Here is a 23023-nt window from a genome sequence, read left to right as displayed (position 1 = left end):
AAAAATGAAGGCAGCTGATATCAGCTGCCTTCATTTTTTATACGCCTTTCCTATCAGGAAGGGAGTACCACTTCTCCTCGCTCATTCAGCTCCCAGAATGGGTTGTGTGCTACTTCAAATATATGTCCTTCCGGATCACTGAAATAACCGCTATAACCACCCCAGAAAACCTCTTGCGCTGGTTTAAGAATTTCCGCACCTGCTTTAGCCGCAAGCTCTAACACAGCATCTACTTCGAGCCTGCTCCTGGTATTATAAGCCAGCGTGATGCCACTAAAGCCCTTCCCTACTGCCGGCTGAAGCGCATCTTCTGCCAGCTTTTCCCGGGAGTAAAGCGAAAGCACCATTCCTCCCAGCGAAAAAAAAGCAATATGCTCGTTGCTGGCCGCAGATTTTTTCCAGCCTAATCCCTGTTCATAAAATTGTAATGCACGCGAAAGATCGTGCACGCCGAGTGTGATTAATGTTAATCGTTGTTCCATAAAATAATGGCTTTATAACTGATATATAAAGGTAAAACGACCCGAAAAATATTGTTTGTATAAAAACGACAATCATTTAATAGCAGGAGGAATCACGGTCACACTTAATGGTTGACCTGGTGCTGCAAATACATAGTAGGGCTCACCCCGGAAAACGCACTAAACTCGCGTGTCAGATGTGCATGATCATAAAACCCATTCTCCAGTGCCAATGATAATAACGGTGTATTTATATTTCTTTTCAGCTGTTGCTTGATAGCGATAAAGCGTACTATGCGGGAAAATTTCTTGGGCGATACGCCAACGGTTTGCAGGAAATGTCTTTCGAAATTACGGGGGCTCATAAATACGGATGCAGCCAGTGTTTCCACTGCTGCATTGCCTTTGGATTGCTGAATCTGCGCAATACCATGACGCATACTTTCGGTGATTATTTTCCTTTCCGGGAGTTGCTGCAACAGGAATTTTTCTACGCATCGGATTTTTGCCGACAATAAATTTTCCTTTGCCAGTATGGGTTCTAACAGGGCATGCCAATGTCCCGCCATTTCAATTAATGGCAGGTGTACATCTGTAATCTGCTGTAAAGGCAAACCGGTAAAGGCATACAGCCCTCCCGGCCGAAACCGGATACCCAACAATTGCGTACCTGCTGCCATCAGTGAGTCCTGGAAAGCAGTCATAGTTCCTACTGCAAAAGCGGTATATGGCGCAATTTTATCACCATTATCAATGGTAATTACATCTTCCCCAATATTAAAAATAATATCTGCACAAGTATCCGGTAAGATGCGCTGCTGACTAAACGACACAGCGGCGCTTACCCAATAGGCATCTACATAATCTGAGAGTAAATGATGTGGCTGTATCTCCTTGTACATACAGCAAGTGTAGGTAAAAAAACTGAATTAAAACAGAATGGGCAGAGATCTTAACAGATCCCCACCCATTACATTTAACTCACACTCTTTTAAAAGCTGGCTGCTACCAACTTAGGATGATATGCAAACATCATTGCGTTAGAGATATTTTCACCAACCGTAACTACAACGGGGACAGTGGCTACTTTCTGTACAGGCACCTGTACCAGCAAATAGTTCGATTCTGCCCGCAACACCTGTGCAGGCACCGTTCCAAAGATTACTTTGTTCTGGTTTTTATCTTCACTAAAACCATGTCCTTTAATGATCAGGAAATTACCTGCATTACCAGTTACTAATTCAGTGGTGTTTTCTTTCTGATTAGGGGAACAAGCCGTCATGGCTGTTATCAACAGCATAATAGCTGCTACAAACATTCTAAATTTCATCTTATTAATTTCTTTTTGGGGGGTCACAGCCCTGTTAACAAATAATTCACCGGGGTTAACACTATTGCAATTGCAACTCTTATAGGCAACAGCATATTTCGGTATTCAAACGGACGCAAATTTACGACGTAATTTTCAAAAAAAGACAAGTATCCTAACTTATTTTTAAAATAAGTAGTATTACGTGTACGGGCCTATGAAAAGTTCATTTTATTTTTTCAGCACCTGCGCTTTGTTATACTCATAGTTCATGCGGGCAATGTGCAGCACAGATATTTGCTGCGGACATTCAGCTTCACAGGCTTCCGTATTACTGCAGTGGCCAAAGCCTTCTTTGTCCATCTGATCCACCATTTTCCTCACCCTTTCCTGCGCTTCTATTTTCCCTTGCGGCAGCAGTACCAGGTGCGATATTTTTGCACTGGTAAACAAAGCCGCACTGGAATTTTTACACACGGCCACACAAGCGCCGCAGCCAATACAAGCCGCTGCATCAAAGGCAGCTTCCGCCGTTGGAGAGCCAATGGGCATATCGTTCGCTTCCGGTGCCTGTCCGGTATTGACAGAAATAAATCCACCTGATTGTATCACCCGGTCAAAAGCAGTTCTATCAATTTTCAAATCAGATTTTACGGGAAACGCAGTAGCACGAAATGGCTCTATTACAATTTCTTCATTATCCTTAAACGTGCGCATATGCAACTGACAAGTGGTGGTATTCACTAATGGGCCATGTGCCCGCCCGTTAATCATTACACCGCATTGCCCACAGATGCCCTCGCGACAATCGTGATCAAACTCCACCGGACGCATGCCTTCCTGCAACAGCTGTTCATTCAGCGTATCCAGCATTTCCAGGAAAGACATATGTGGATCAATATTTTCCAATATATAATTCATCATCTTACCTGGGTCTTGCTGATTTTCCTGCCGCCATATTTTTAATCGTATACGCATAACCGTTAGTTTAAGTTATTTGTAGCTTCTTACTGTAGGTGTTACAAATTCGAAATGCAAAGGTTCTTTGTGTAATAATGGTGGTTTGTCCGCTCCTTCCCATTCCCAGGCAGATATAAAAGAGAAATCCTGGTCATTGCGCATTGCCTCTCCTTCCGGTGTTTGGTGCTCTACCCGGAAATGCGCCCCACAGGATTCGTCGCGGGCAAGAGCATCATAACACATCAATTCCCCTAACTCCAGATAATCCGCTACCCTGCCGGCTTTTTCCAGCTCGGTGTTAATAGCGTACCCACCCGGCACGTATAACCGTTGCCAGAACTCTTCCCTTAATGCCGCTATTTCCTTGATCGCTTCTTCCAGCCCCTCTTTCGACCGGCTCAAACCACATTTATCGTATAAGATTTTCCCCAGTGTTTTGTGGAAATAATCTGCACTTAAATTGCCTTGTATGCCCATGAGTCTTTTCAGTTGCTGCTGCACGTTTTCTTCTGCGGCTGCAAAAGCGGCGTCCCTGACATCTACAGGCCCCGATTTTATCTCATCTGCGAGGTAGTTGGCCATTGTATAGGGCGCAATAAAATAGCCGTCCACACAGGCCTGTAAGAGAGAATTGGCACCTAACCGGTTTGCGCCATGGTCCGCGAAGTTGGCTTCTCCCAAAGCAAACAAACCTGGGATGGTGGTCATCAGCTCATAATCCACCCACAAGCCACCCATAGAAAAATGCGCCGCCGGAGAAATACGCATGGGCTCCTTGTACGCATCTACACCGGTAATCTTTTCATACATGCGAAACAGGTTGCCGTATTTTTTGCGAATGGTGTCTTCCCCCTGATCCTTAATGGCTTTGGAAAAATCGAGATACACGGCATTTTTAAGTGGACCAATGCCGTAGCCCGCATCTATGCGCTCTTTGGCTGCGCGGGACGCAATGTCGCGGGGAGACAGGTTCCCAAAAGCGGGATATCTTCTTTCCAGGTAGTAATCTCTTTCTTCCTCCGGAATCAGGTTCGGCTCACGGGCCTCTCCTTCCTGCTTCGGTACCCAGATACGGCCATCATTTCGCAGCGATTCCGACATTAGCGTGAGCTTTGACTGATATTCGCCTGCTTGCGGCAAACTGGTAGGATGTATTTGGGTCCAGCTGGGATTAGCCATGTAAGCCCCCCGTTTATGCGCCCGCCAGATGGCAGAACCGTTGCAGCCCATCGCCAGCGTAGACAGATAATAAATTTTGCCGAATCCGCCAGTAGCGAGTACCACCGCATGAGCGCCATGGCGCTCCAGTTCCCCGGTATCCATATTGCGTACAATCACGCCCTTCGCTTTTCCATCTGCTACTACCAGGTCGAGCATTTCATGACGGGCAAACAATTGCACGGTGCCCGCACCTACTTGTCGCATGAGCGCCTGATAAGCGCCCAGCAATAACTGCTGCCCGGTTTGACCACGCGCATAAAAAGTACGGGATACCTGCACCCCGCCGAAAGACCGGTTATTCAGGTACCCACCATATTCACGCCCAAAAGGCACTCCCTGTGCCACCGCCTGATCAATCAGGTTAGCGCTGCATTCCGCCATCCGATACACATTACCTTCTCTGGCCCTGAAATCGCCACCTTTGATGGTATCATAAAACATACGATATACGCTATCGCCATCATTTTTATAATTTTTACAGGCATTAACGCCGCCTTGTGCAGCCACAGAATGGGCTCTCCGGGGTGTATCCTGAAAGCAAAAACTCTTTACATGATATCCCATCTCGCCCAGCGAAGCGGCAATGGAGCTGCCTGCCAGCCCTGTTCCAACTACAATTACGCTTAGCTTCTTTCTATTGGCAGGATTTACCAGCTTTGCATGTGCTTTGTAGTAACTCCACTTGTCTTCCAGTGGCCCGCCCGGTATTTTTGCGTCCAGCATAACCAACTATTTTAAGAAATGAACATAAATGGGCATTGCGGCAAATCCAACACTGATGCCAATACTGAATATCCAGCCTATCACTCTCACCCAACGTGCATATTTGGGGTGATAGAGCCCTAATGTGCGGGCCGCGCTGAAGAAACCATGTAACAGATGATAGCAGAGCGCCACCATGCAAATCACATATAAGATCACATACCATAATTCGCTGTAAACGCTGACCACCAGGATGTATAAATCCTTATGCCCATTAGCATCCAATGGCAGGCTGCCGTATTTGTACACGTACCAAAAATCTTTCAGGTGAAGCACCAGAAAAATAAAAATGATAGTCCCCAGCAGCCCCATATTGCGACTATACCACTTACTTACAGCACCTCTTCGGTCATACTGATATTTGACCTTACTTGCACGGTTATTGGCAATCGTAATAATGACCGCATATACCACATGGCCAATAATACTCGCAAAGAGAACATAAGAGATCACCATGATGATGATGTTCTCCGAAAGGATATGGGAATAAAGGTTAAACTGTGTATGCGCTCTTTCCGCCGGCAGAAACAATTGTAGATTACCTGCAAGGTGTATCACGAGAAAAAAGCAGAGAAATAACCCTGTAAATGCCATCCAGTTCTTTCTGGATAATGTTTGCTGCTTCCATTGACCCATAAAAATATTTTTAGCGATACGTTTACCAGATGCCTAATACTTTCCACCATACACCGCCCAGTCCCATCCATATAATGATCAATACTACACTTAACACAAATCCACATTTCCACCAGTCTTTCAGATCTACATAAGTGCTGCCGAAAAATACCGGCGCCGGCCCATGTCCGTAGTGTGTAAGCGTTCCAAATATGCCACCACAGAATCCCAATACCAACGCCAACAGCGTGCCGGGCACCCCAACGGAAATCCCCACTCCCAGAAAAGCAGAATACATAGCTGCCACGTGCGCTGTAGCACTGGCAAAAATGTAATGACTATAAAAATATACCAACACAATAATCGGGAAGGCAATTGTCCATTTCATACCCCCCACCTGCTGTTTCATCAACTCACTAAACCAGGGAATAAAACCCAGCGTATTCAGAAAGCTAGCCATCATTACCAATGCAGAAAACCAGACAATGGTATCCCAGGCGCCTTTCTCAGATTTTACATCTTCCCAGGTAAGCACCTGAGAGATCAGCAGGAATACCAATCCTATCAAAGCAGTAGTGGTAGCGTCAATACCGAAAAGATCTCCTGTAATCCACAGGAATAAAAGAATCACAAATGCCAGCAGCATCAGCCATTCATTTTTGTGCACCGGCCCCATCTCCTTTAATTTTTCCGCAGCCATCGCTGGTGCATCACCGGTAGATTTTAATTCCGGTGGATATATCTTATACAAAATCCAGGGCACCAAAAGAATAGAAGCGATAGCGGGAACAATAGCCGCTGTAAACCATGACATCCAGGAAATATCAATCCCCAGATTTTTCGCAAACTTCTGACACATGGGATTACTCGCTGTACCTGTTAAAAACAGGGAAGAAGTAATAAGGTTCATGTTATAGCTGTTTAATGTCAGATATCCTCCCAGCTTACGATGCGTGGCCGGCTCTTCAGGCACGGAGCCGAAGTTGATTGCCATAGACTTCATAATAGGATAAATGATCCCCCCACCCCTGGCTGTATTACTGGGGACTGCCGGCGCCAGCACCAGGTCTGCCAACCCAAGGCCATAAGCTAATCCTAATGAGCTCCTGCCAAATACCCGGATAAACAGATAGGCAATCCGTTTACCCAATCCTGTTTTAATAAATCCGCGGGCAATAAAAAAAGAAATGCCTATCAACCATATTACCTTATCGCCAAAACTGCTGAGTGCCAATGAAATAGATTTAGCAGGATCTCCCGGTGCCAGTACTCCGGAAACTGCCACCAGCGTAATCGCTATCATTGACATCGTTCCCATGCTAGCCGCTTTCATGATAATACCAACAATAGTAGCCAGAAAGATCGCCAGCAGATGCCAGGCGTCCGGCTTAACGCCTGCAGGAGGTGGTATAAACCAGATCAACAAGCCGAAAGCCAGCGTAATTAATAATTGCGGATACTTGATTTCTTTCATATAAACGGCCTTTAAAATCTACATTGTACCTGGGCAATCAGCAGATTGCTGTTATGGGTTTTTGTCCCCGAAATATCTTTATTATACTGGTCTATCTGCATTCCTAACTGAATACGACCTCCATAGTCTTTCAGGAAAGCCAGACTCACCATAGGAATGTAAGACCGGCGTGCATTTCCGTTATTCTTTTCGTCTTCATTAAAATATTCATACCGCATGGAAACCTCTATCGACGTTAGTTTGTGATAATTAATCTTATACCGGAAGTTGGGAAGTATATATATCCCGTTCATAATGTAGTTGCCAACACCTCCTTTGCGCACACTATCCGGCAACGCATAATACAACTGATGATTATTACCCTGCTTGTATTCCGACTGTAACTGCAGATCCCACCTGGGCGCCAGGGGGATTACTCCGCTAACATCTATCCCTAACGCATATACGCTCTGTCGCTTTACGGCGCCAAATCCTCCGTTTAGTCCCAGCGATAATTTATTCATATCGCCCAGTTCCAGCCTGGCCGTACCCAGTTTACCATTGTCATTATCAGATGGCTGGTTACGGTTATTACCATTCACAACGGAGAGCGCATACTTCATCGGTACCTTACTGTCTTTGTTAAAGGCCCCGAACATAGACACGCCTATTTGAAAGCTTTGCCAGCCATTGCTGCCAAAAGCATAGTATTGGTTGGAAAAATCCATGGACTGAATAATGTCTACCGGAAAAAGATCTTCCAGTCCAAAAGAAGGTCTAAACTGTCCGATCGTAAAGTTGAATGCATCGTTCCAACGGTAAGAGATATACGCATTTTCCAGCACCTTTCCTTTGGTATCGCCGGAAAACTCCGCGAGATTGATCAGTATGGCGGCTGTAAACCGGTCGCTTACCTGGGCTTTTGCCTGTAAGCGGGCTCTTTTAATACTAAAGCTGTTCCGTACTACTTCATCTGCATTGGGTTGATGTAGCCCATTCACGTCTACATCTTTCACTAAGGAACCAGTGTAACGGGCCTGAAAAACACCGCCAAAGGATATCTTCTTAATAAATCCTAATACCTTCTGCACAGATGAATCTTTTGCAGTGCTATCCTGAACAGGAGCAGATGACCAGGCATATGTATCGCTGGCAATACAGCAGCATATTATCAAAAAGATGGCAACGCGTAAAATTCGTTTATGCATGCACGGTTGTTAAATGGTTTTGAACAAAGGGCTTATCCGGATAACAGCCCGATCAAAAAAAAGTTTGCCATTTAACAGCATATCAGGGATAAAAAAATCCCGTGCCGGTATAACCGACACGGGACATTTCTCTCAAACTCGCTACTGGATTACTTCACCAGCTTCAGCTCATTAATAATATTCTTAGCACCACCCAGTTTTTCGATGCACCATAATACATAGCGTACATCTACACAGATAGTACGGTTGTATTCGGAATCGAACTGAATTTTGTGGCTCAGTGCTTCATAGTTACCATCGAAAGCAAGACCAATCAGTTYGCCGTTAGCGTTGATTACCGGAGAACCGGAGTTACCGCCGGTGATATCGTTGGTAGTAATGAAACCTACTACGATATCATTTTTACGGGTATCTTTATACTGACCAAAGTCTTTCTTATTGTAAAGATCCACGTAGTTGGCCGGCAGATCAAATTCATAATCACCTGGTACATATTTCTCGATTACACCTTTCATGGTAGTAACGTAGTCGTAGTGTACCGCATCGCGTGGAGAATATGGTTTTACCTGACCATAAGACAAGCGCATGGTAAAGTTAGCATCCGGATACCTGTTGGCGTTAGGACTCATCTGCATTACACCTTTCAGGTAAGTGCGGCCCAGGTCATTGTTTTTAGCCATGAACTGGTTGTAAAGCGGCAGGTATTTACCAACATAGTTTTTAACGAAAGTGCTGGCGTAAGCAAAGGCMGGATCACTTTGCAGGGTTACTGCATCCGGATTAGCAACGAATGCTTTCCATTTGGCGTCATCAAAAATGAAGGTATTGTTCATTAATGCGGCGGCCCAGGTACGGTAAGTATTTTCCTCGTCGAGGCTACCATATTTAGCTTTCAGACCTTCGTAAAATCCAGCTGGTTGCTGATCTTTAGCGATGTCAGTATAATACATACGGCAGGTAGCGGCGAGAATTTTCTGATCGCTTGGTTTGTTTTCGCCTTCCAGGAAAGCGGTTCTTGCTTTATCTGCAGCTTCTATGGCCTGTTTTACCGCATCTTTGGGTGCACCTGGTGTTACCAGTGCTCTTTCCACACCCATCAGTGAAGCTGCAAAAGAAGCTACCGGAGAGCCCAGGACACCTTCATTCAGGTAAACACGTTGTTTAGCGAATGGAGTCCATGCTTTATAAGAGGCTTCGTAGTCGCGGAGAATATTGGCAAACTCAGGTTTATCCTGTGCCCATTTTGCGAACGCAGCTTCCTCTTTTTGTTTTTCAGCCAGTACTCCGTGTTTTTCGAGTTGTTTGGTTTCGCCATCGAAGAATTTCCAGTAGTTAGCGATGCCCGCATAAGAAGAAGCCAACTGCAGTTTTACCGCAGGATCTTTCTTCATTTGCTCAAACATAGCTTTTAGTCTTACATCTCTCAGGTTCACCAGGTAAGGATTCTCGATAGATGTTTTCAGCTGGATACCATAAGAGGTTTCGTAGCGATTAGTTCCGCCAGGGTAGCCAAAAATCATGGCATAATCATTTTCCTTTACGCCTTTGATAGAAACAGGCAGGAAATGTTTAGGCTTCAGGGGAACGTTATCAGCAGCATAAGGCGCTGGTTTGCCATCTTTGCCGGTATACACGCGGAAGATGGAGAAGTCGCCGGTATGACGGGGCCATTCCCAGTTGTCGGTGTCACCACCAAATTTACCTACGCTTTCAGGGGGTGTTCCTACCAGGCGGATATCTTTAAAGCGTTCGTAAACAAACAGCAGGTACTGGTTGCCTTTGAACATGGGTACTACTTTGGCTTCGTAACCGGTATTTGCAGTGGCTTTGGCAATAATGTCGCTATAAGCCTGTTGTTCCTTTTTCGCTCTTTCTGCGCCATCCAGGCCTTTTACGGCATCTTCCACCTGTTTGGTGACATCATCCACTTTTACCAGGAATTGTACTGACAGCTGGGAAGAAGCGATTTCTTCCTGTTTGCTTTTTGCGTAGAAACCGTTTTTCAGGTAATTATGTTCTACAGAACTGGCTGCTGCAATAGCGCCGTAGCCGCAGTGGTGATTGGTGAAAATGAGGCCTTCATTGCTCACAATTTCTCCCGTACATCCACCACCAAAAATAACAATGGCATCTTTGAGGGAGGCTTTGTTGATGCTATACAGCTGCTCTTTGGTGAGCTTCAAGCCTTTCTTGACCATGTCATTGTAGGTTTGCTGCCCCAGCAAATAAGGAAGCCACATGCCCTCGTCTGCTTTAGCCCACTTGATACTTACGCTAAGCAATAAGAGCAAAACCAGTAATTTTTTTCTCATATTAAGTCAGGTTTTGTTTTTAAGGACCTCAAACCTAGCTATTTTTTCGTTACCAGGCGCAGGTATAGGGATCAATGGCGTACTTATCTGATAATTATTTTTATATGACGCCGGCACGATGCCAAAAACTGGAATATGTTTTGATAAGGGGGTAGTGCCTATGGGCTATGCCAATATTTTATTACCTTGAAAAAAAACGATTGCAGCATGAAAAAAATATTTTTAATAATAGGCCTCGCCGCATTTTTTGCCTGCAATGAGAGTAGCAGTCAGCAGGAAAAAAAGGAAGATGTAAAAGAAAATCTGCAAAAAGCAGGTGAAGAGTTAAAATCTGCTGCCAGCAATACCGGTGATTATTTGTCCGAACAAAAGAAGCTGGCAGAAGATGCCATCCGTGAAAGGATTAAAGACATTGACCAGACCAGTGCGGAGCTGAAAAAAGATGGCGATGAGAAAAGCGAAACAGCGCGTAAAAAACTGGCAACATTAAAGGCACAGATGAATAAGAAGCTGGAAGATGTAAAAAACAGTAGTGCTGAAACATGGGACAGTACTCGTGTAGCGGCTGACCAGCTGATGAAAAAATCTGATAAGGAGTGGACGGATTTCAAACAGAACTTCAAAGATCTGTTTAAGAAGGATTAAGCACAATACAGCGGTATTCCTTCAAAATTCCACAATCCTTGTTCCTTGTGCTTTAATCTTGTAATTTTACCCGGCTTAATATATCAGGATTTGCTACTTTCTTATCATCAGGAATTACTAACAGAAGCCGGCTGTGATGAAGCCGGAAGAGGATGCCTGGCGGGTCCTGTATTTGCAGCGGCAGTGATACTGCCTAAGAAATTCAGGCACCCATTGCTGAATGATTCTAAACAGATGAAAGCAGCCGACCGGGAAAAACTACGGACAGTGATCGAGAAAAAAGCCATCTGCTATGCGGTGGCGAGTGTGGATAACGTAGAAATAGACAAGATAAATATATTAAAGGCTTCTTTCAAAGCAATGCATCTGGCATTGGAGAAGCTACAACAACAACCGGAGTTCATACTGGTAGATGGTAACCGCTTTTACGCATACGGAAGTATCCCTCACGCATGTATTATACAGGGTGATGGTATTTATGCTTCCATTGCAGCAGCTTCCATTCTGGCCAAAACCTATCGGGATGAATATATGCAGCAGTTACATGCCACCTATCCTCATTTCGGTTGGGATGTGAATAAAGGTTATCCGACTAAGCAACATCGTAACGCAATACGGGAATTTGGCGATACGCCCTTTCATCGTAAAACATTCCGTTTGTTGCCGGAGCAATTAGAACTGGACTTATAGCTAGCTGTTAGCCATTAGCTGTTAGCTGTTAGCAAATGCAGCGGAGATGATGTTATGCAGACCTCCGCTGCATTTGCTAACAGCTAACAGCTAAATGCTAACTGCTTGGTTAAAATTTTGCCCCCTGGGAAACAATTATGCTAAAGCAGACACAACAGCAAAAATTATTACAGAAGCTTTCACCTCAGCAAATTCAGCTTATGAAATTGCTGCAGGTACCTACTGTCAACCTGGAAGAAAGAATCAAAGAAGAACTGGAAGAAAATCCTGCCCTCGAATACGGTGAAGAAGCCGGTGAAGACGAGTTTAAGGAACAGGACGAGTTTGAAAGCCCTGCTGAAGAGGATGAATTTGAACCAGATGGTAGTGAAAATGAATACGACAATATAGATATTTCCGAATATGTAAGTGAAGGAGATGATGATGTGGCGGATTACAAATTACGCGATGACAACTATCCTGATCCGGATGAAAGCAATAAAACCATTCCTATCCGGGTGGAAACTTCCTTCCACGAACACTTACTAAGCCAACTCGGCATGCTGGAACTGGATGACCACCAGAACGCCATTGCAGAACATATCATTGGTAGTATTGATGACGATGGATATCTACGCAGGGAAGTTAGTTCCATGGTAGATGACCTGTCTTTTTCCCAGAATATTGACACCACCGAAGAAGAGATTCATTCGCTGATTAAGAAAATACAGGACTTCGATCCGGCTGGCGTGTGTGCTACTGATCTGAAAGAGTGTTTATTGCTGCAGTTAAAGCGCAAATCGCAGGATGATGAAGGCGTACACAATGCCTATATCATCCTGGAGAATTACTTCGACGAGTTTACCAAAAAGCACTACGAGAAAATACAAAAGGCACTGAGTTTAACAGACGAAGGCCTGAAAGAAGCTATCACACAGATTATCAAGCTAACGCCTAAACCAGGTGGTAATTTTGCCACGCTGAATAAAGCGGAAAGCTATGTACTGCCTGACTTCTTCATCTTAAATAATGCCGGCAAACTGGAGCTCACATTGAATTCCCGCAATGCACCCGATTTACGTATTTCCGGTGGTTACCGTGAAATGCTGAAAGAATACGACCGTGGTGATAAAAAGGATAAGCGCCAGAAAGAAGCGGTATTATTTATCAAGCAAAAAATAGACGCGGCCAAATGGTTTATAGATGCCATTAAGCAGCGGCAACACACATTACTGTCCACCATGGAATCTATCATGGATTATCAGCGCGAATTTTTCCTTACGGGAGATGAAACCACGATGAAGCCAATGATCCTGAAAGATATCGCGGATCGTACGCAACTGGATATTTCCACGGTAAGCCGTGTAGCCAATAGCAAGTATGTACAAACCGAGTTTGGTACCTTTAAGCTGAAGTTTTTCTTCTCTGAATCTTTGTCTACCGATAGCGGAGAAGAAGTATCTACAAGAGAGGTAAAGAAGATTTTATCGGATCTGATAGAAGCGGAAAACAAACGTAAGCCGCTCAGTGATGAAAATCTGACGAAGATGTTGCAGGACAAAGGATACAATATTGCCCGCCGTACGGTGGCCAAATACAGGGAGCAGCTGAATATACCGGTAGCCCGTTTACGTAAAGAATTATAAGCACTATATACACCATGCAAGAACATGCAGTTTTAGACCGGAACGGGAATTTACAGGCAGCGCCGGAGTTTTCACCGGTAATGCGATCCCTCGCCCAGGTTATTTCCTATCTTACACATCCGCTGTTCATTCCGCTGCTGGTAACGTTTTTGGTGCTGGAGTCGATTCCGGAATACATGGTAGCGTTTAAAACTATCAGCAAACGTTTTGCCTTTGACATGTTATATTTCCGGGTAGCTATTATCAGTATTGGCTTTCCGGTACTGACGCTGTTACTGGCCAAGGCATTAAAATTTGTGTCCTCTGTATATATGAATACGCAACGCGACAGGATTATTCCTTACGTAGCCATGATCACGTATTACTTCTGGGCATTTTATACTTTTTTACAGGAAGGCCGGGCACCGAGGTTCTACACCGCTTTCTTTCTGGGCATCTTTCTCAGTGTCTGCATTTCTTTTATCTCCAATAACTTTATCAAAACCAGCATGCATACGGTAGGCTGGGGCGGCGTGATTGGTTTTTTATTGTCGTTGATGTGGGGAATGCATATGAATGTAACCGTACCCCTGGTCATTACTTTCTTTATAGCTGCTGTTGTTGCCACCGCCCGGATGGTACTGGATGCGCATACACCCCGCGAAATTTACCTGGGCTTTTTGATTGGTATTGTTTCTCAGCTGGCTGGCTGCTGGATTCTGGTAAAATAAGGGGTTAATMGCCACTCTATTTTCCTATTCCCTGCTGGATATCCACACAGGGAACAGGAAGAACAGTATATAGAATGGCTAAAAAAAATTTTGGGGTTTAACCTGGACCACTTCACTGTATCGCTTACACACATTGGATGCAAAGGCCACAAGGCAGGCTAACAAACAATCTTAACAAACAGTAGGGGGATTAACTTTCAACAACTAAACTTGACAATACAAAAGTCAAACTTTCTACGCTGATACTCAAGCGTATAACTACGCTTTTTAAAAATGCAGTAGAATTCTCATTTCCAGAGATCTATAATTTTTTTGAGCCGTTTGTTGATACGCATATTCAATGCGTAATGGGTTCGCATCTTTGTTATGTCGTTGCGAGTTATCCTTTAAATATGAAGCTGTTAAGCAGCAAATAAGGGTAATCAATAAGATACAAAAGCAAATACTATTTAATTTAGCATTTAAAAGAAATTGCTAAAAAATTTAGGAAAATAAAAAATTAGGTTATAACTTAGCAATCCAATTAACATGCTTTCTAATTGTGATCAGCTATCTTTTAAATTTGTAAAAACATTAATAACATGTCTACAGCCAATGCAGAAAAACTGAAGGCCCTGCGCCTCACAATGGACAAGATCGAGAAAGATTTCGGTAAGGGATCTGTGATGATGATGGGAGAAAAAGCAGAAGCACCTATGGAAGTTATTTCCACCGGGTCTCTGGGTCTTGATATTGCACTTGGAATTGGAGGTTTACCAAAAGGAAGAATTATTGAGATATATGGACCTGAGTCTTCCGGTAAAACCACTATTGCCATACATACTATTGCAGAAGCACAAAAGAAAGGTGGTATCTGCGCTATTATAGATGCGGAGCATGCTTTTGATAGCTCTTACGCAAGAAGACTGGGAGTAGATGTAGACTCTCTGTTGATATCACAACCGGATCATGGTGAGCAGGCGCTGGAAATTGCAGACCGTCTGATTCTTTCCGGAGCAGTAGATGTAGTAGTAATTGACTCTGTGGCTGCCCTGGTACCAAAAAGTGAGCTGGAAGGCGAAATGGGTGAAAGTAAAATGGGATTACAAGCCCGTTTGATGTCACAGGCGTTACGTAAGTTAACGGCTACCATCTCGAAAACAAATTGCTGCTGCATATTTATTAACCAATTACGTGAAAAGATAGGTGTGATGTTCGGTAACCCAGAAACAACCACCGGTGGTAATGCGCTGAAGTTCTACGCATCTGTAAGGCTCGACATACGCCGTATGAGCCAGATCAAAGATGGTGACGAAGCAATTGGTAACCGTGTGAAAGTAAAAGTAGTAAAGAATAAAGTCGCACCACCATTCCGCCAGGCTGAATTTGATATCATCTATGGTCTGGGTGTTTCCAAAATGGGTGAGGTCATTGACATGGGGGTTGAATATGGTGTGATCCAGAAAAGTGGTAGCTGGTTTAGCTATGATACCAATAAATTAGGTCAGGGCCGCGATGCAGTAAAACAACTGCTGAACGATAATCCTGAACTGGCAACAGAAATAGAAGCGAAGATTAAAGTGAAGATTCAGGAAAAACAAGACGCTGAATAAGTGATCGCTTTTTGAACGTTGTCAATTCATTTTGATTAAATCTTACTTTAAAGATATACACAGAAGTTAGTTTTAGTTTTAGTAAGCATTGGGTTAGTATGCACATCCCTGCCTTGTCCTGGGCGGGGATTTTTTTGACCCTTAACCCCGAAAAAGAAAAACCCGCTCCGATTACCGGAGCGGGTTTTTCTTTTTTCACTAGTTTATCTTACAAAGCGATTAAGCTTCAGCTTTCATGCTCTTTGCAGTTCTCTTACGCTCTTCTTCATCCAGAATAACTTTACGCATACGGATGAAGTTAGGTGTAACTTCAATACACTCGTCATGCTGGATGTACTCCATACATTCTTCCAGTGTCATCAGAATTTTAGGCGCAATGTTAGCCGCACCATCCGTTCCACTTGCACGCATGTTGGTCAGTTTCTTTCCTTCGTTTGGATTCACCACCAGGTCACCTGGTTTGTTAGTTTCACCAATGATCATACCCTTGTACACTTCTTCTCCTGGATCAACGAAGAAAGAACCTCTATCCTGCAGTTTATCGAGAGAGTAACCGGTAGTAGTACCTGCTTCTTTCGCAATCAACACACCGTTGTTACGGCCTGGGATAGCACCTTTCCATGGTTTGTAATCGTTGAATCTGTGCGCCATTACTGCTTCACCTGCTGTAGCAGTGAGCATCTGTGTACGCAGACCAATCAAACCACGGGAAGGAATTTCAAATTCCAGGTGTTGCATTTCACCCTTGGTTTCCATGATCAGCATCTCACCTTTACGACGGGTTACCAGATCAATTACCTTGCTGGCAAAATCCTGCGGAACGTCTACCACGAGGGTTTCGTACGGTTCGCATTTTTTACCATCAACATGCTTCACAATTACTTGTGGTTGACCAACGGTCAACTCGTAACCTTCACGACGCATGGTCTCAATCAATACACCTAAGTGCAGGATACCACGACCATATACCATGAAGCTATCAGCACTGTCAGAATCCATTACACGGAGTGCCAGGTTCTTTTCAGTTTCTTTTGTTAAACGATCACGCAGGTGACGGGAAGTAACAAACTTACCATCTTTACCAAAGAACGGAGAGTTGTTGATACCAAACAACATGTTCATGGTAGGTTCATCCACGCTGATAACCGGTAATGCTTCTGGTTCTTCAGCATCAGCAATAGTATCACCGATGTTAAAACCTTCAATACCTACTACGGCGCAAATATCACCGGCAAATACTTGAGTTACCTTTCTCTTACCTAATGCTTCGAAAATGTACAACTCACGTACTTTCTGCTTTTTGTTAGTACCATCTGCCTGCATCAAAGTAATCCACTGACCTTCTTCGATGGAAGCACGGGCAACTTTACCTACCGCAATACGGCCAAGGAAAGAAGAGTAATCCAGGGAAGTGATCTGCATTTGCAGGTTGCCTTCTGGTGTTTTAGGCTCCGGCACATATTGCAGGATACCATCCATCAGCGGCGTAATATCTTCACTCTGTTCCAATGTACTGTTGAACCAGCCATTTTTACCAGAACCATAGAAGGTTGGGAAGTTCAACTGATCTTCTGTTGCATCCAGGTTAAAGAACAATTCAAAAACAGCATCGTGTACTTCATCAGGACGGCAGTTTGCTTTATCAACTTTATTGATAACAACAATCGGCTTCAGATTCAGCTGTAAGGCTTTCTGCAACACAAAACGTGTTTGAGGCATTGGTCCTTCAAAAGCATCTACTAACAGGATAACACCATCCGCCATTTTCAATACCCTTTCCACTTCACCACCGAAGTCGGCGTGGCCTGGAGTATCAATAACGTTGATTTTGGTTCCCTTGTACTCAACAGAAGCGTTCTTACTGAAGATGGTGATACCACGCTCTCTTTCAAGATCGTTACTATCCATGATCAGCTCACCTGATTCCTGGTTAGCCCGGAATACATTTGCCTGATGAAGGATTTTGTCAACCAGGGTAGTTTTACCATGGTCTACGTGTGCAATGATTGCGATATTACGAATGTTCATATACTTAAATCTTTAGCTATCAGCCATTAACAAAATTTACGCTAATAGCTACAAAAAGAAGGCGCAAAGGTACGAAAACATAGCGAGAATGAAGGAAACACGTTTTAAATAAATGTAATCATTTAGTCACACTGCTATTACACATCATAAGATGCTGATATACATTTATTTACAATTAATTATAAGCCAGTATGACAAACCCTTTGCTTTATGGCGTCAATTTTGTTTTCACGACAACGTTCTAACCGCTTAATTCATTGAAGATGATAAAGTACGCACGCTCTCTTATAATCGCCTGTTTTACAATTGTTTCCACTCCTGTGTTCGCTCAACAAATTCCCAGTCAGGACATCACCCTCTCTCAATATAAATACCCTTTTCCTGTACATTTTCTGTCACTCCATATACAAGGTCAGCACCTCAAAATGGCTTACATGGATGTACAACCTTCTAAACCAAATGGTCAAACCATTGTTCTACTCCATGGCAAAAATTTTTGTGGCGCCTATTGGGATAGCACCGCGGCAGACCTCAGCAACAACGGCTATCGCGTAATTATACCCGATCAGATCGGTTTTGGTAAATCCTCCAAACCGGCCCACTTTCAATATACCTTTCAACAGCTGGCACAAAACACCAAAGCCCTGCTCGACACCCTGCAAATCACTAAAGCGGCGATACTGGGCCATTCGATGGGCGGTATGCTCGCCACCCGCTTCGCCCTGATGTACCCGGAAATAACCCAAAAACTCATACTGGAAAATCCCATTGGCCTGGAAGACTGGAAAGTAAAAGTACCCTACCAACCCATAGATAAATGGTACAAAGCAGAACTGCAACAGACTTACGAAAAAATCAAACAATACATGATGGATAGCTACTATGCCGGCAAGTGGTCTGCCTCCTATGATAAATGGGCACAGCTACAGGCCAGCTGGATCAGCAGCCCTGATTATTCTACTGTAGCATGGAATTCAGCGTTAACCTATGATATGATCTTTACCCAACCAGTATTATACGAATTTGAAAACATATCCGCTCCTACCCTGCTTATTATCGGGCAACGCGACCGCACCGCGCTCGGCAAAGCCATGGTTTCTCCGGATGTACGCAAAACACTGGGCGACTATCCTACGTTGGGGAATAATGCTGCCCAAAAAATTCCACACGCTACACTGGTGCCCATTGAAGGTGTGGGGCATCTTCCTCACATTGAAGCATATACGCAGTTTATTACACCACTGCTGAAATTTTTACGTCAATAAATTATTGATTCTCCAGCAGTTTAACTACATAATCCAATGCGCTCTGATTCGCGGGATTATCAAGTGCATGGGCAATGTCTAATTTTTCGCGGGAAGTAAGGTGCCACGATAAGGCTGCAGCCTTATCTGTTTTCTGTGGTACGTATTGGAAAATAACCCGGTGGAACTTATCAGGGAAATAACCTTCCATATAATTCAGTAAATCATCCTGGTCGAAGTCCTGCATGGCGCTCCAGTGCTGCTGCATCGTAAACAACGGCTCAAATAACAGGTCGCTGAGGTCTTTCGTTTTCTTGATAGGAGAAATATCGTTTTTACGCGTATCCCGTATCTGTATATACACGACCCCACTGGTGTTTTCATTGATCCATTTGCTAAAGGTATAAAGGTAGCGCAAGGTCGTTTGCTGACCGAAGTTATCGCGGATACCGGCATCCATTACATCTACAATAGGATTGCTGGGTAAAAACGCGTTGGGTAATACATAAGGGAATGTGGCGCACATGCGGATGGCGCTGGTTACCCGTAGGTCCATCGCATCCTGTGCGGCAAAATACTGCGCAAAATCAACCCCGTCGATATCTCTTACCTGCCGGGTTGGATACAAATACTGCGGACTGCACAAATAGCTGATCGGTTGCGGTGAAATCATCAAACGACGGCCATCCGCGTTGATGGTGGCATTCCATATCAACATCGGAATTTCGGCATTTGCTTCTGGCTGCCGATATTCCTGCAGCGTTTTATCCAGTACATTGTCTGTATGCTCATTTAGCTGTCTTTCAAAAGCATAGCCTCTGTCCTTTGCATACTGATTTTTCCCGATGTTAAAGCTTCTCCAGGGAGTAATAAAATCATTCACTGCCAACGCAGTAAATACAGAATTAAGCAGATCCATCGACACCCTTTCCGTATACACTGGATTAGAAAGGCGGATAGGCTTGCCTTGTTGCTGCTGGTAATATAGCTCACGGAAGTAACTGGCGCCCAGCATCCCTCCGGAGGCGCCGGTCATTAATACCGTATGCTCCATCAAACGGCCATGGAGCAAGCTGTCCAGTCGCTGCAACACATTCACAGTCCAGGTAGCGGAACGACTCCCTCCCCCGCTGAAATTCATCACAATCAATGGTGGCTTTTTATTCGCTGGAAATTTCCTTCTCCATTTATCTAAAATTTGAATTCCCTGTTTTTTATCTGCCTCATATTTCTCCCTCGTAAAAAACTGCTGTAACGCCCCCACACTGTATTCCGGGCGATCTTTCTTTTGGCGGTAGTTAAGACCGTAGGCCTTGTTCCGGTTATCTACCCAGTTATGTTCTACCATCCAGTTCAAACCAAACAACATTACCAGCAAAATGGGAATGGACCAGGTTTGCAGCATATAAGAATAGGCGCCTGCCACCCCAATCAGGAAGGCGAAAAAAATCAGCACACTGGCGCCTGCAGGGATTCTGAACACATTGTAGTCCATCATATAGGCCAGTATCACCAGGAAAATCAGGGAACATCCCACGGTGATCATGGCGGCAAAGTGATGTTGCTTCAGAATACTGTCGAGGTAATGCTTGTTGTAATGATCTACATTCCTGGCTCTGCGGATACGCCAGGGCGTTGAAAAGTAGTTGTGCACAGGTAGCGCATTTTCATCCGGCTCCTGTGTGGGCTTCATAATCATCCGCAAAAAATTGCGAGGATTACCAAAGCGTTTCTCCAAACGACGACCAATATTTTTATCTGCGTTAAAAAAATAGAAAAAGCAGAAAAAGAAAATGAACAATACACCACAGATAAAACCTTCTCCCAGCAACAGAATGTCCGGAATATCACTCAACTGCTCATATCGCTGATACTCCCATCCGCGGTAAAGCGTACTGAAAATAAATACCAATGGTATAATCGAGTTATTCAAACAATAACGGAAAAAAGGCTGAGAAGTGGTGGCCAGAAATTTGAAACGACCTGTATGCAGAATAAAAGTGGTGATTTGCCAGCTCATGATAAACATACCGGTGGCTAATCCTAATATAGTAGTACTATAGAAGTTTACCTTACCCAGGTACTCCGGCGCCAGATACAGCGCATCTCCACCAAACACCTTGGCAAAACCGCCATTAATGGTGCTAAAGAGTATCACCCAAAAAATAAGTAACACCTGGTACTTCCTGAAATGCAGGAGCAGTAACTGTATAGGGAAAGAATAGTAAGTTTTTATCAATAATAACTTCACCTTCATCAGACGATTATTGCAAATAAACCTACGGAAAATTTACGGATTTATAGAACTTGCGTAGCAGGTATTTCTTTAGGAGCAGAAAGCGGAAGGCATAAAGCAAAAAGCTATTAAAGCGAATGACCAGAGCAAATATGTCATTTTGAACACTCGCTCTGGTCATTCGCTTTAATAGCTTTTTGCTTTATGCTTTATGCTTTCCCCTACTCAGGAAAAGCGTCCATATCAGTGACAACAATAATAACATACCGACGCCCTGGTGCAGTATACCATAGCTAATCGGAATTTTAACCTGGCTATTTAACAAAGTCAATACCCCCAATAACACCTGCAACAGCACCAACAGCAGCGGCAGATAACGAATCATGTGTAATTGGCTATGGGTTGGCGTTTGTGCTGATTTCCACCACCAAATGGCAATCAATATGGTGATCAGGTAAGCAAGACCGCGGTGTATAAATTGAATCGTAATCGGATTATGCACAATATCCGCCATGAAACCACCTTGCGAGAACATACCGGCCGGTACCCAGGCACCGTTGATATCCGGCCAGGTATTGGCCACCAATGCGGTATGCAATCCTGCCATGAAAGCGCCGTAAATCAATTGTACGACCAGTAATACCAACAAAGTGATATTCAGTTTCTTTAATGTTGGCACCGCTAATATTTCTTCCTCCCGCACACTCAGTTTCAATGCAAACCAAAATACGTAGCACAACAGCACCAGCGCAGAAATAAAGTGAATAGCCAAACGGATATGGTTTACATACAGGTTTTCTTCGTTCAAACCACTCATTACCATTATCCATCCTATTAATCCCTGCAGACCGCCGAGCACGAATAGTATGATCATCGGATTGATCATACTTTTATTTATCTTCTTCTTAATAATAAAATAAATGAATGGTATAATAAATACCAGTCCCATTAACCGGGCCCAGTCGCGGTGCAGCCACTCCCAGAAGAAGATAAATTTAAAGTCCGATAATGTAAAATGGCTATTTACATATTGATATTGGGCTATTTTCTTGTATCCTTCGAAAGCACGTTGCCAGGCGGCTTCATTCATGGGCGGAAATGCGCCTAACAGCGGCTGCCATTCGGTAATGGATAAACCAGATCCGGTTAAGCGGGTAATTCCCCCCAGCAAAACCTGCACAATCAACATGCCCACGCCGATATATAGCCAGATGGCCACCGGCCGATTATTTTTTATTGTTACTGCTTCCATAAACGGTGCAAAAATAGGGAATGAATGCCGAACAAGTCCCTTAAATACTCACATTATTTTAACAAAGGCGTAATGTTCTGTTAATCCTGTTGTCGGAGATTTGCATCGAAAACATAAGGCACCATTGTATTAGCTAATACCGCCCTCATTTAAAAAAAAGACGAACACAATAAAAAATTAAGACATGAAACACTTACGTTTTGTTTTTTTAGCACCCAAAGCAGCATTGTTATTATTTGTTACTATCGTGTTACCCATCCTGCATGCCGCCGCACAGTCCAGCACATTTGCTTATAATGTAGAAAGACGTGCCAGCGAAAAGCCAGCAGCTGTTGCGCCCGTTGAATCTTTCAATGTTCATATTACACAACTGCAGAAAGATCAACTGTTATTTCAACTTTCTGTTGATAATCCAGGCAATGAAAAGCTGACCCTTTATATCAAAGACAACTACAATAACACACTGCACCGCGAAATACTGCCTTCTACCCTCCGCTTCGAAGCTCGCTATAATCTCGCATCCCTGGAAGATGGCGATTATATCTTCGAAATCAGAGCAGGAAAAAACAAACTGGCAGAAAAAGCAATTGCTATAAAAACACAGACATTGGTTAACAGAAACGTTTCCGTTACCGAATAAGCAAAAAACTAAAACGATTAAAAAACAAAAGCCCTAAGCGTATCATCGCTTAGGGCTTTT

The 23023-nt window shown here is 43.8% G+C and carries 19 protein-coding genes; 7 read left to right on the top strand and 12 right to left on the bottom strand.

Features of this window, described 5'->3' with window-relative positions:
• Positions 1-53: 53 nt before the first annotated feature.
• The 9 genes from AC1DFM_RS16340 to AC1DFM_RS16300 form a co-directional block, all read right to left on the bottom strand.
• A complete protein-coding gene (locus AC1DFM_RS16340; RefSeq protein WP_477077799.1) occupies positions 54-482 on the bottom strand; it encodes a VOC family protein in 429 nt (142 codons plus the stop codon).
• Between the two features lie 104 nt (positions 483-586).
• Positions 587-1363, bottom strand: a complete 777-nt coding sequence (locus AC1DFM_RS16335) for an AraC family transcriptional regulator (RefSeq protein ID WP_477077798.1) — start codon at positions 1361-1363, stop codon at positions 587-589.
• Between the two features lie 89 nt (positions 1364-1452).
• Positions 1453-1791 carry an IPT/TIG domain-containing protein gene (locus AC1DFM_RS16330; protein WP_477077797.1) on the bottom strand — a complete coding sequence of 113 codons (339 nt, stop codon included), beginning with the start codon at positions 1789-1791 and terminating at the stop codon, positions 1453-1455.
• 210 nt (positions 1792-2001) lie between these two features.
• Complete coding sequence (locus tag AC1DFM_RS16325) at positions 2002-2748, bottom strand: succinate dehydrogenase/fumarate reductase iron-sulfur subunit (RefSeq protein WP_477077796.1); 747 nt, start codon at positions 2746-2748, stop codon at positions 2002-2004.
• A 15-nt stretch (positions 2749-2763) separates the two neighbouring features.
• Complete coding sequence (locus AC1DFM_RS16320; RefSeq protein WP_477077795.1) at positions 2764-4674, bottom strand: fumarate reductase/succinate dehydrogenase flavoprotein subunit; 1911 nt, start codon at positions 4672-4674, stop codon at positions 2764-2766.
• A 6-nt stretch (positions 4675-4680) separates the two neighbouring features.
• Positions 4681-5349 carry a succinate dehydrogenase cytochrome b subunit gene (locus AC1DFM_RS16315; protein ID WP_477077794.1) on the bottom strand — a complete coding sequence of 223 codons (669 nt, stop codon included), beginning with the start codon at positions 5347-5349 and terminating at the stop codon, positions 4681-4683.
• Between the two features lie 22 nt (positions 5350-5371).
• Positions 5372-6802 (bottom strand): anion permease, encoded by a 1431-nt coding sequence (locus AC1DFM_RS16310; RefSeq protein ID WP_477077793.1) that lies wholly within the window; start codon positions 6800-6802, stop codon positions 5372-5374.
• Positions 6803-6813: 11 nt separating this feature from the next.
• Positions 6814-7989 (bottom strand): porin, encoded by a 1176-nt coding sequence (locus AC1DFM_RS16305; protein ID WP_477077792.1) that lies wholly within the window; start codon positions 7987-7989, stop codon positions 6814-6816.
• A gap of 149 nt (positions 7990-8138) precedes the next feature.
• Positions 8139-10301 carry a S46 family peptidase gene (locus tag AC1DFM_RS16300; RefSeq protein ID WP_477077791.1) on the bottom strand — a complete coding sequence of 721 codons (2163 nt, stop codon included), beginning with the start codon at positions 10299-10301 and terminating at the stop codon, positions 8139-8141.
• 207 nt (positions 10302-10508) lie between these two features.
• Here AC1DFM_RS16300 and AC1DFM_RS16295 point away from each other — a divergent pair, with 207 nt between their 5' ends.
• The 5 genes from AC1DFM_RS16295 to recA all read left to right on the top strand — a co-directional run bounded on the left by AC1DFM_RS16295 (position 10509) and on the right by recA (position 15563).
• A complete protein-coding gene (locus tag AC1DFM_RS16295; RefSeq protein ID WP_477077790.1) occupies positions 10509-10946 on the top strand; it encodes a hypothetical protein in 438 nt (145 codons plus the stop codon).
• Positions 10947-11036: 90 nt separating this feature from the next.
• Positions 11037-11636, top strand: coding sequence for a ribonuclease HII (locus AC1DFM_RS16290; protein WP_477077789.1), 600 nt, complete (start codon positions 11037-11039; stop codon positions 11634-11636).
• A 137-nt stretch (positions 11637-11773) separates the two neighbouring features.
• Positions 11774-13261 carry an RNA polymerase factor sigma-54 gene (rpoN, locus tag AC1DFM_RS16285; RefSeq protein ID WP_477077788.1) on the top strand — a complete coding sequence of 496 codons (1488 nt, stop codon included), beginning with the start codon at positions 11774-11776 and terminating at the stop codon, positions 13259-13261.
• 14 nt (positions 13262-13275) lie between these two features.
• A complete protein-coding gene (locus tag AC1DFM_RS16280; protein WP_477077787.1) occupies positions 13276-13971 on the top strand; it encodes a hypothetical protein in 696 nt (231 codons plus the stop codon).
• A 581-nt stretch (positions 13972-14552) separates the two neighbouring features.
• Positions 14553-15563: a recombinase RecA gene (recA, locus tag AC1DFM_RS16275; RefSeq protein WP_477077786.1), complete on the top strand. Its 1011-nt coding sequence runs from the start codon at positions 14553-14555 to the stop codon at positions 15561-15563.
• A 219-nt stretch (positions 15564-15782) separates the two neighbouring features.
• Here recA and typA read toward each other — a convergent pair whose 3' ends face one another.
• Positions 15783-17591, bottom strand: a complete 1809-nt coding sequence (gene typA, locus AC1DFM_RS16270; RefSeq protein WP_477077785.1) for a translational GTPase TypA — start codon at positions 17589-17591, stop codon at positions 15783-15785.
• Positions 17592-17854: 263 nt separating this feature from the next.
• On the opposite strand from typA, the gene AC1DFM_RS16265 reads away from it, so the two are divergent.
• A complete protein-coding gene (locus tag AC1DFM_RS16265) occupies positions 17855-18856 on the top strand; it encodes an alpha/beta fold hydrolase (protein ID WP_477077784.1) in 1002 nt (333 codons plus the stop codon).
• 1 nt (position 18857) lies between these two features.
• On the opposite strand, the gene AC1DFM_RS16260 is transcribed toward AC1DFM_RS16265, so the two are convergent.
• Positions 18858-21092, bottom strand: coding sequence for a patatin-like phospholipase family protein (locus AC1DFM_RS16260; protein ID WP_477077783.1), 2235 nt, complete (start codon positions 21090-21092; stop codon positions 18858-18860).
• 181 nt (positions 21093-21273) lie between these two features.
• The gene (locus tag AC1DFM_RS16255; protein WP_477077782.1) at positions 21274-22323 is read right to left on the bottom strand and encodes a COX15/CtaA family protein; all 1050 of its coding nucleotides are present in this window, start codon (positions 22321-22323) and stop codon (positions 21274-21276) included.
• Between the two features lie 184 nt (positions 22324-22507).
• Between AC1DFM_RS16255 and AC1DFM_RS16250 the strand changes: the two genes are divergently transcribed.
• Entirely contained in the window at positions 22508-22963 is a 456-nt protein-coding gene (locus AC1DFM_RS16250) for a hypothetical protein (RefSeq protein ID WP_477077781.1), read from the top strand.
• The last annotated feature ends 60 nt before the right edge of the window (positions 22964-23023 follow it).

Source organism: Chitinophaga sp. 05T412 (genome assembly GCF_056396465.1).
The sequence above is the reverse complement of the archived record's forward strand: the minus strand, read 5'-3'. Positions and strand labels throughout refer to the sequence as shown.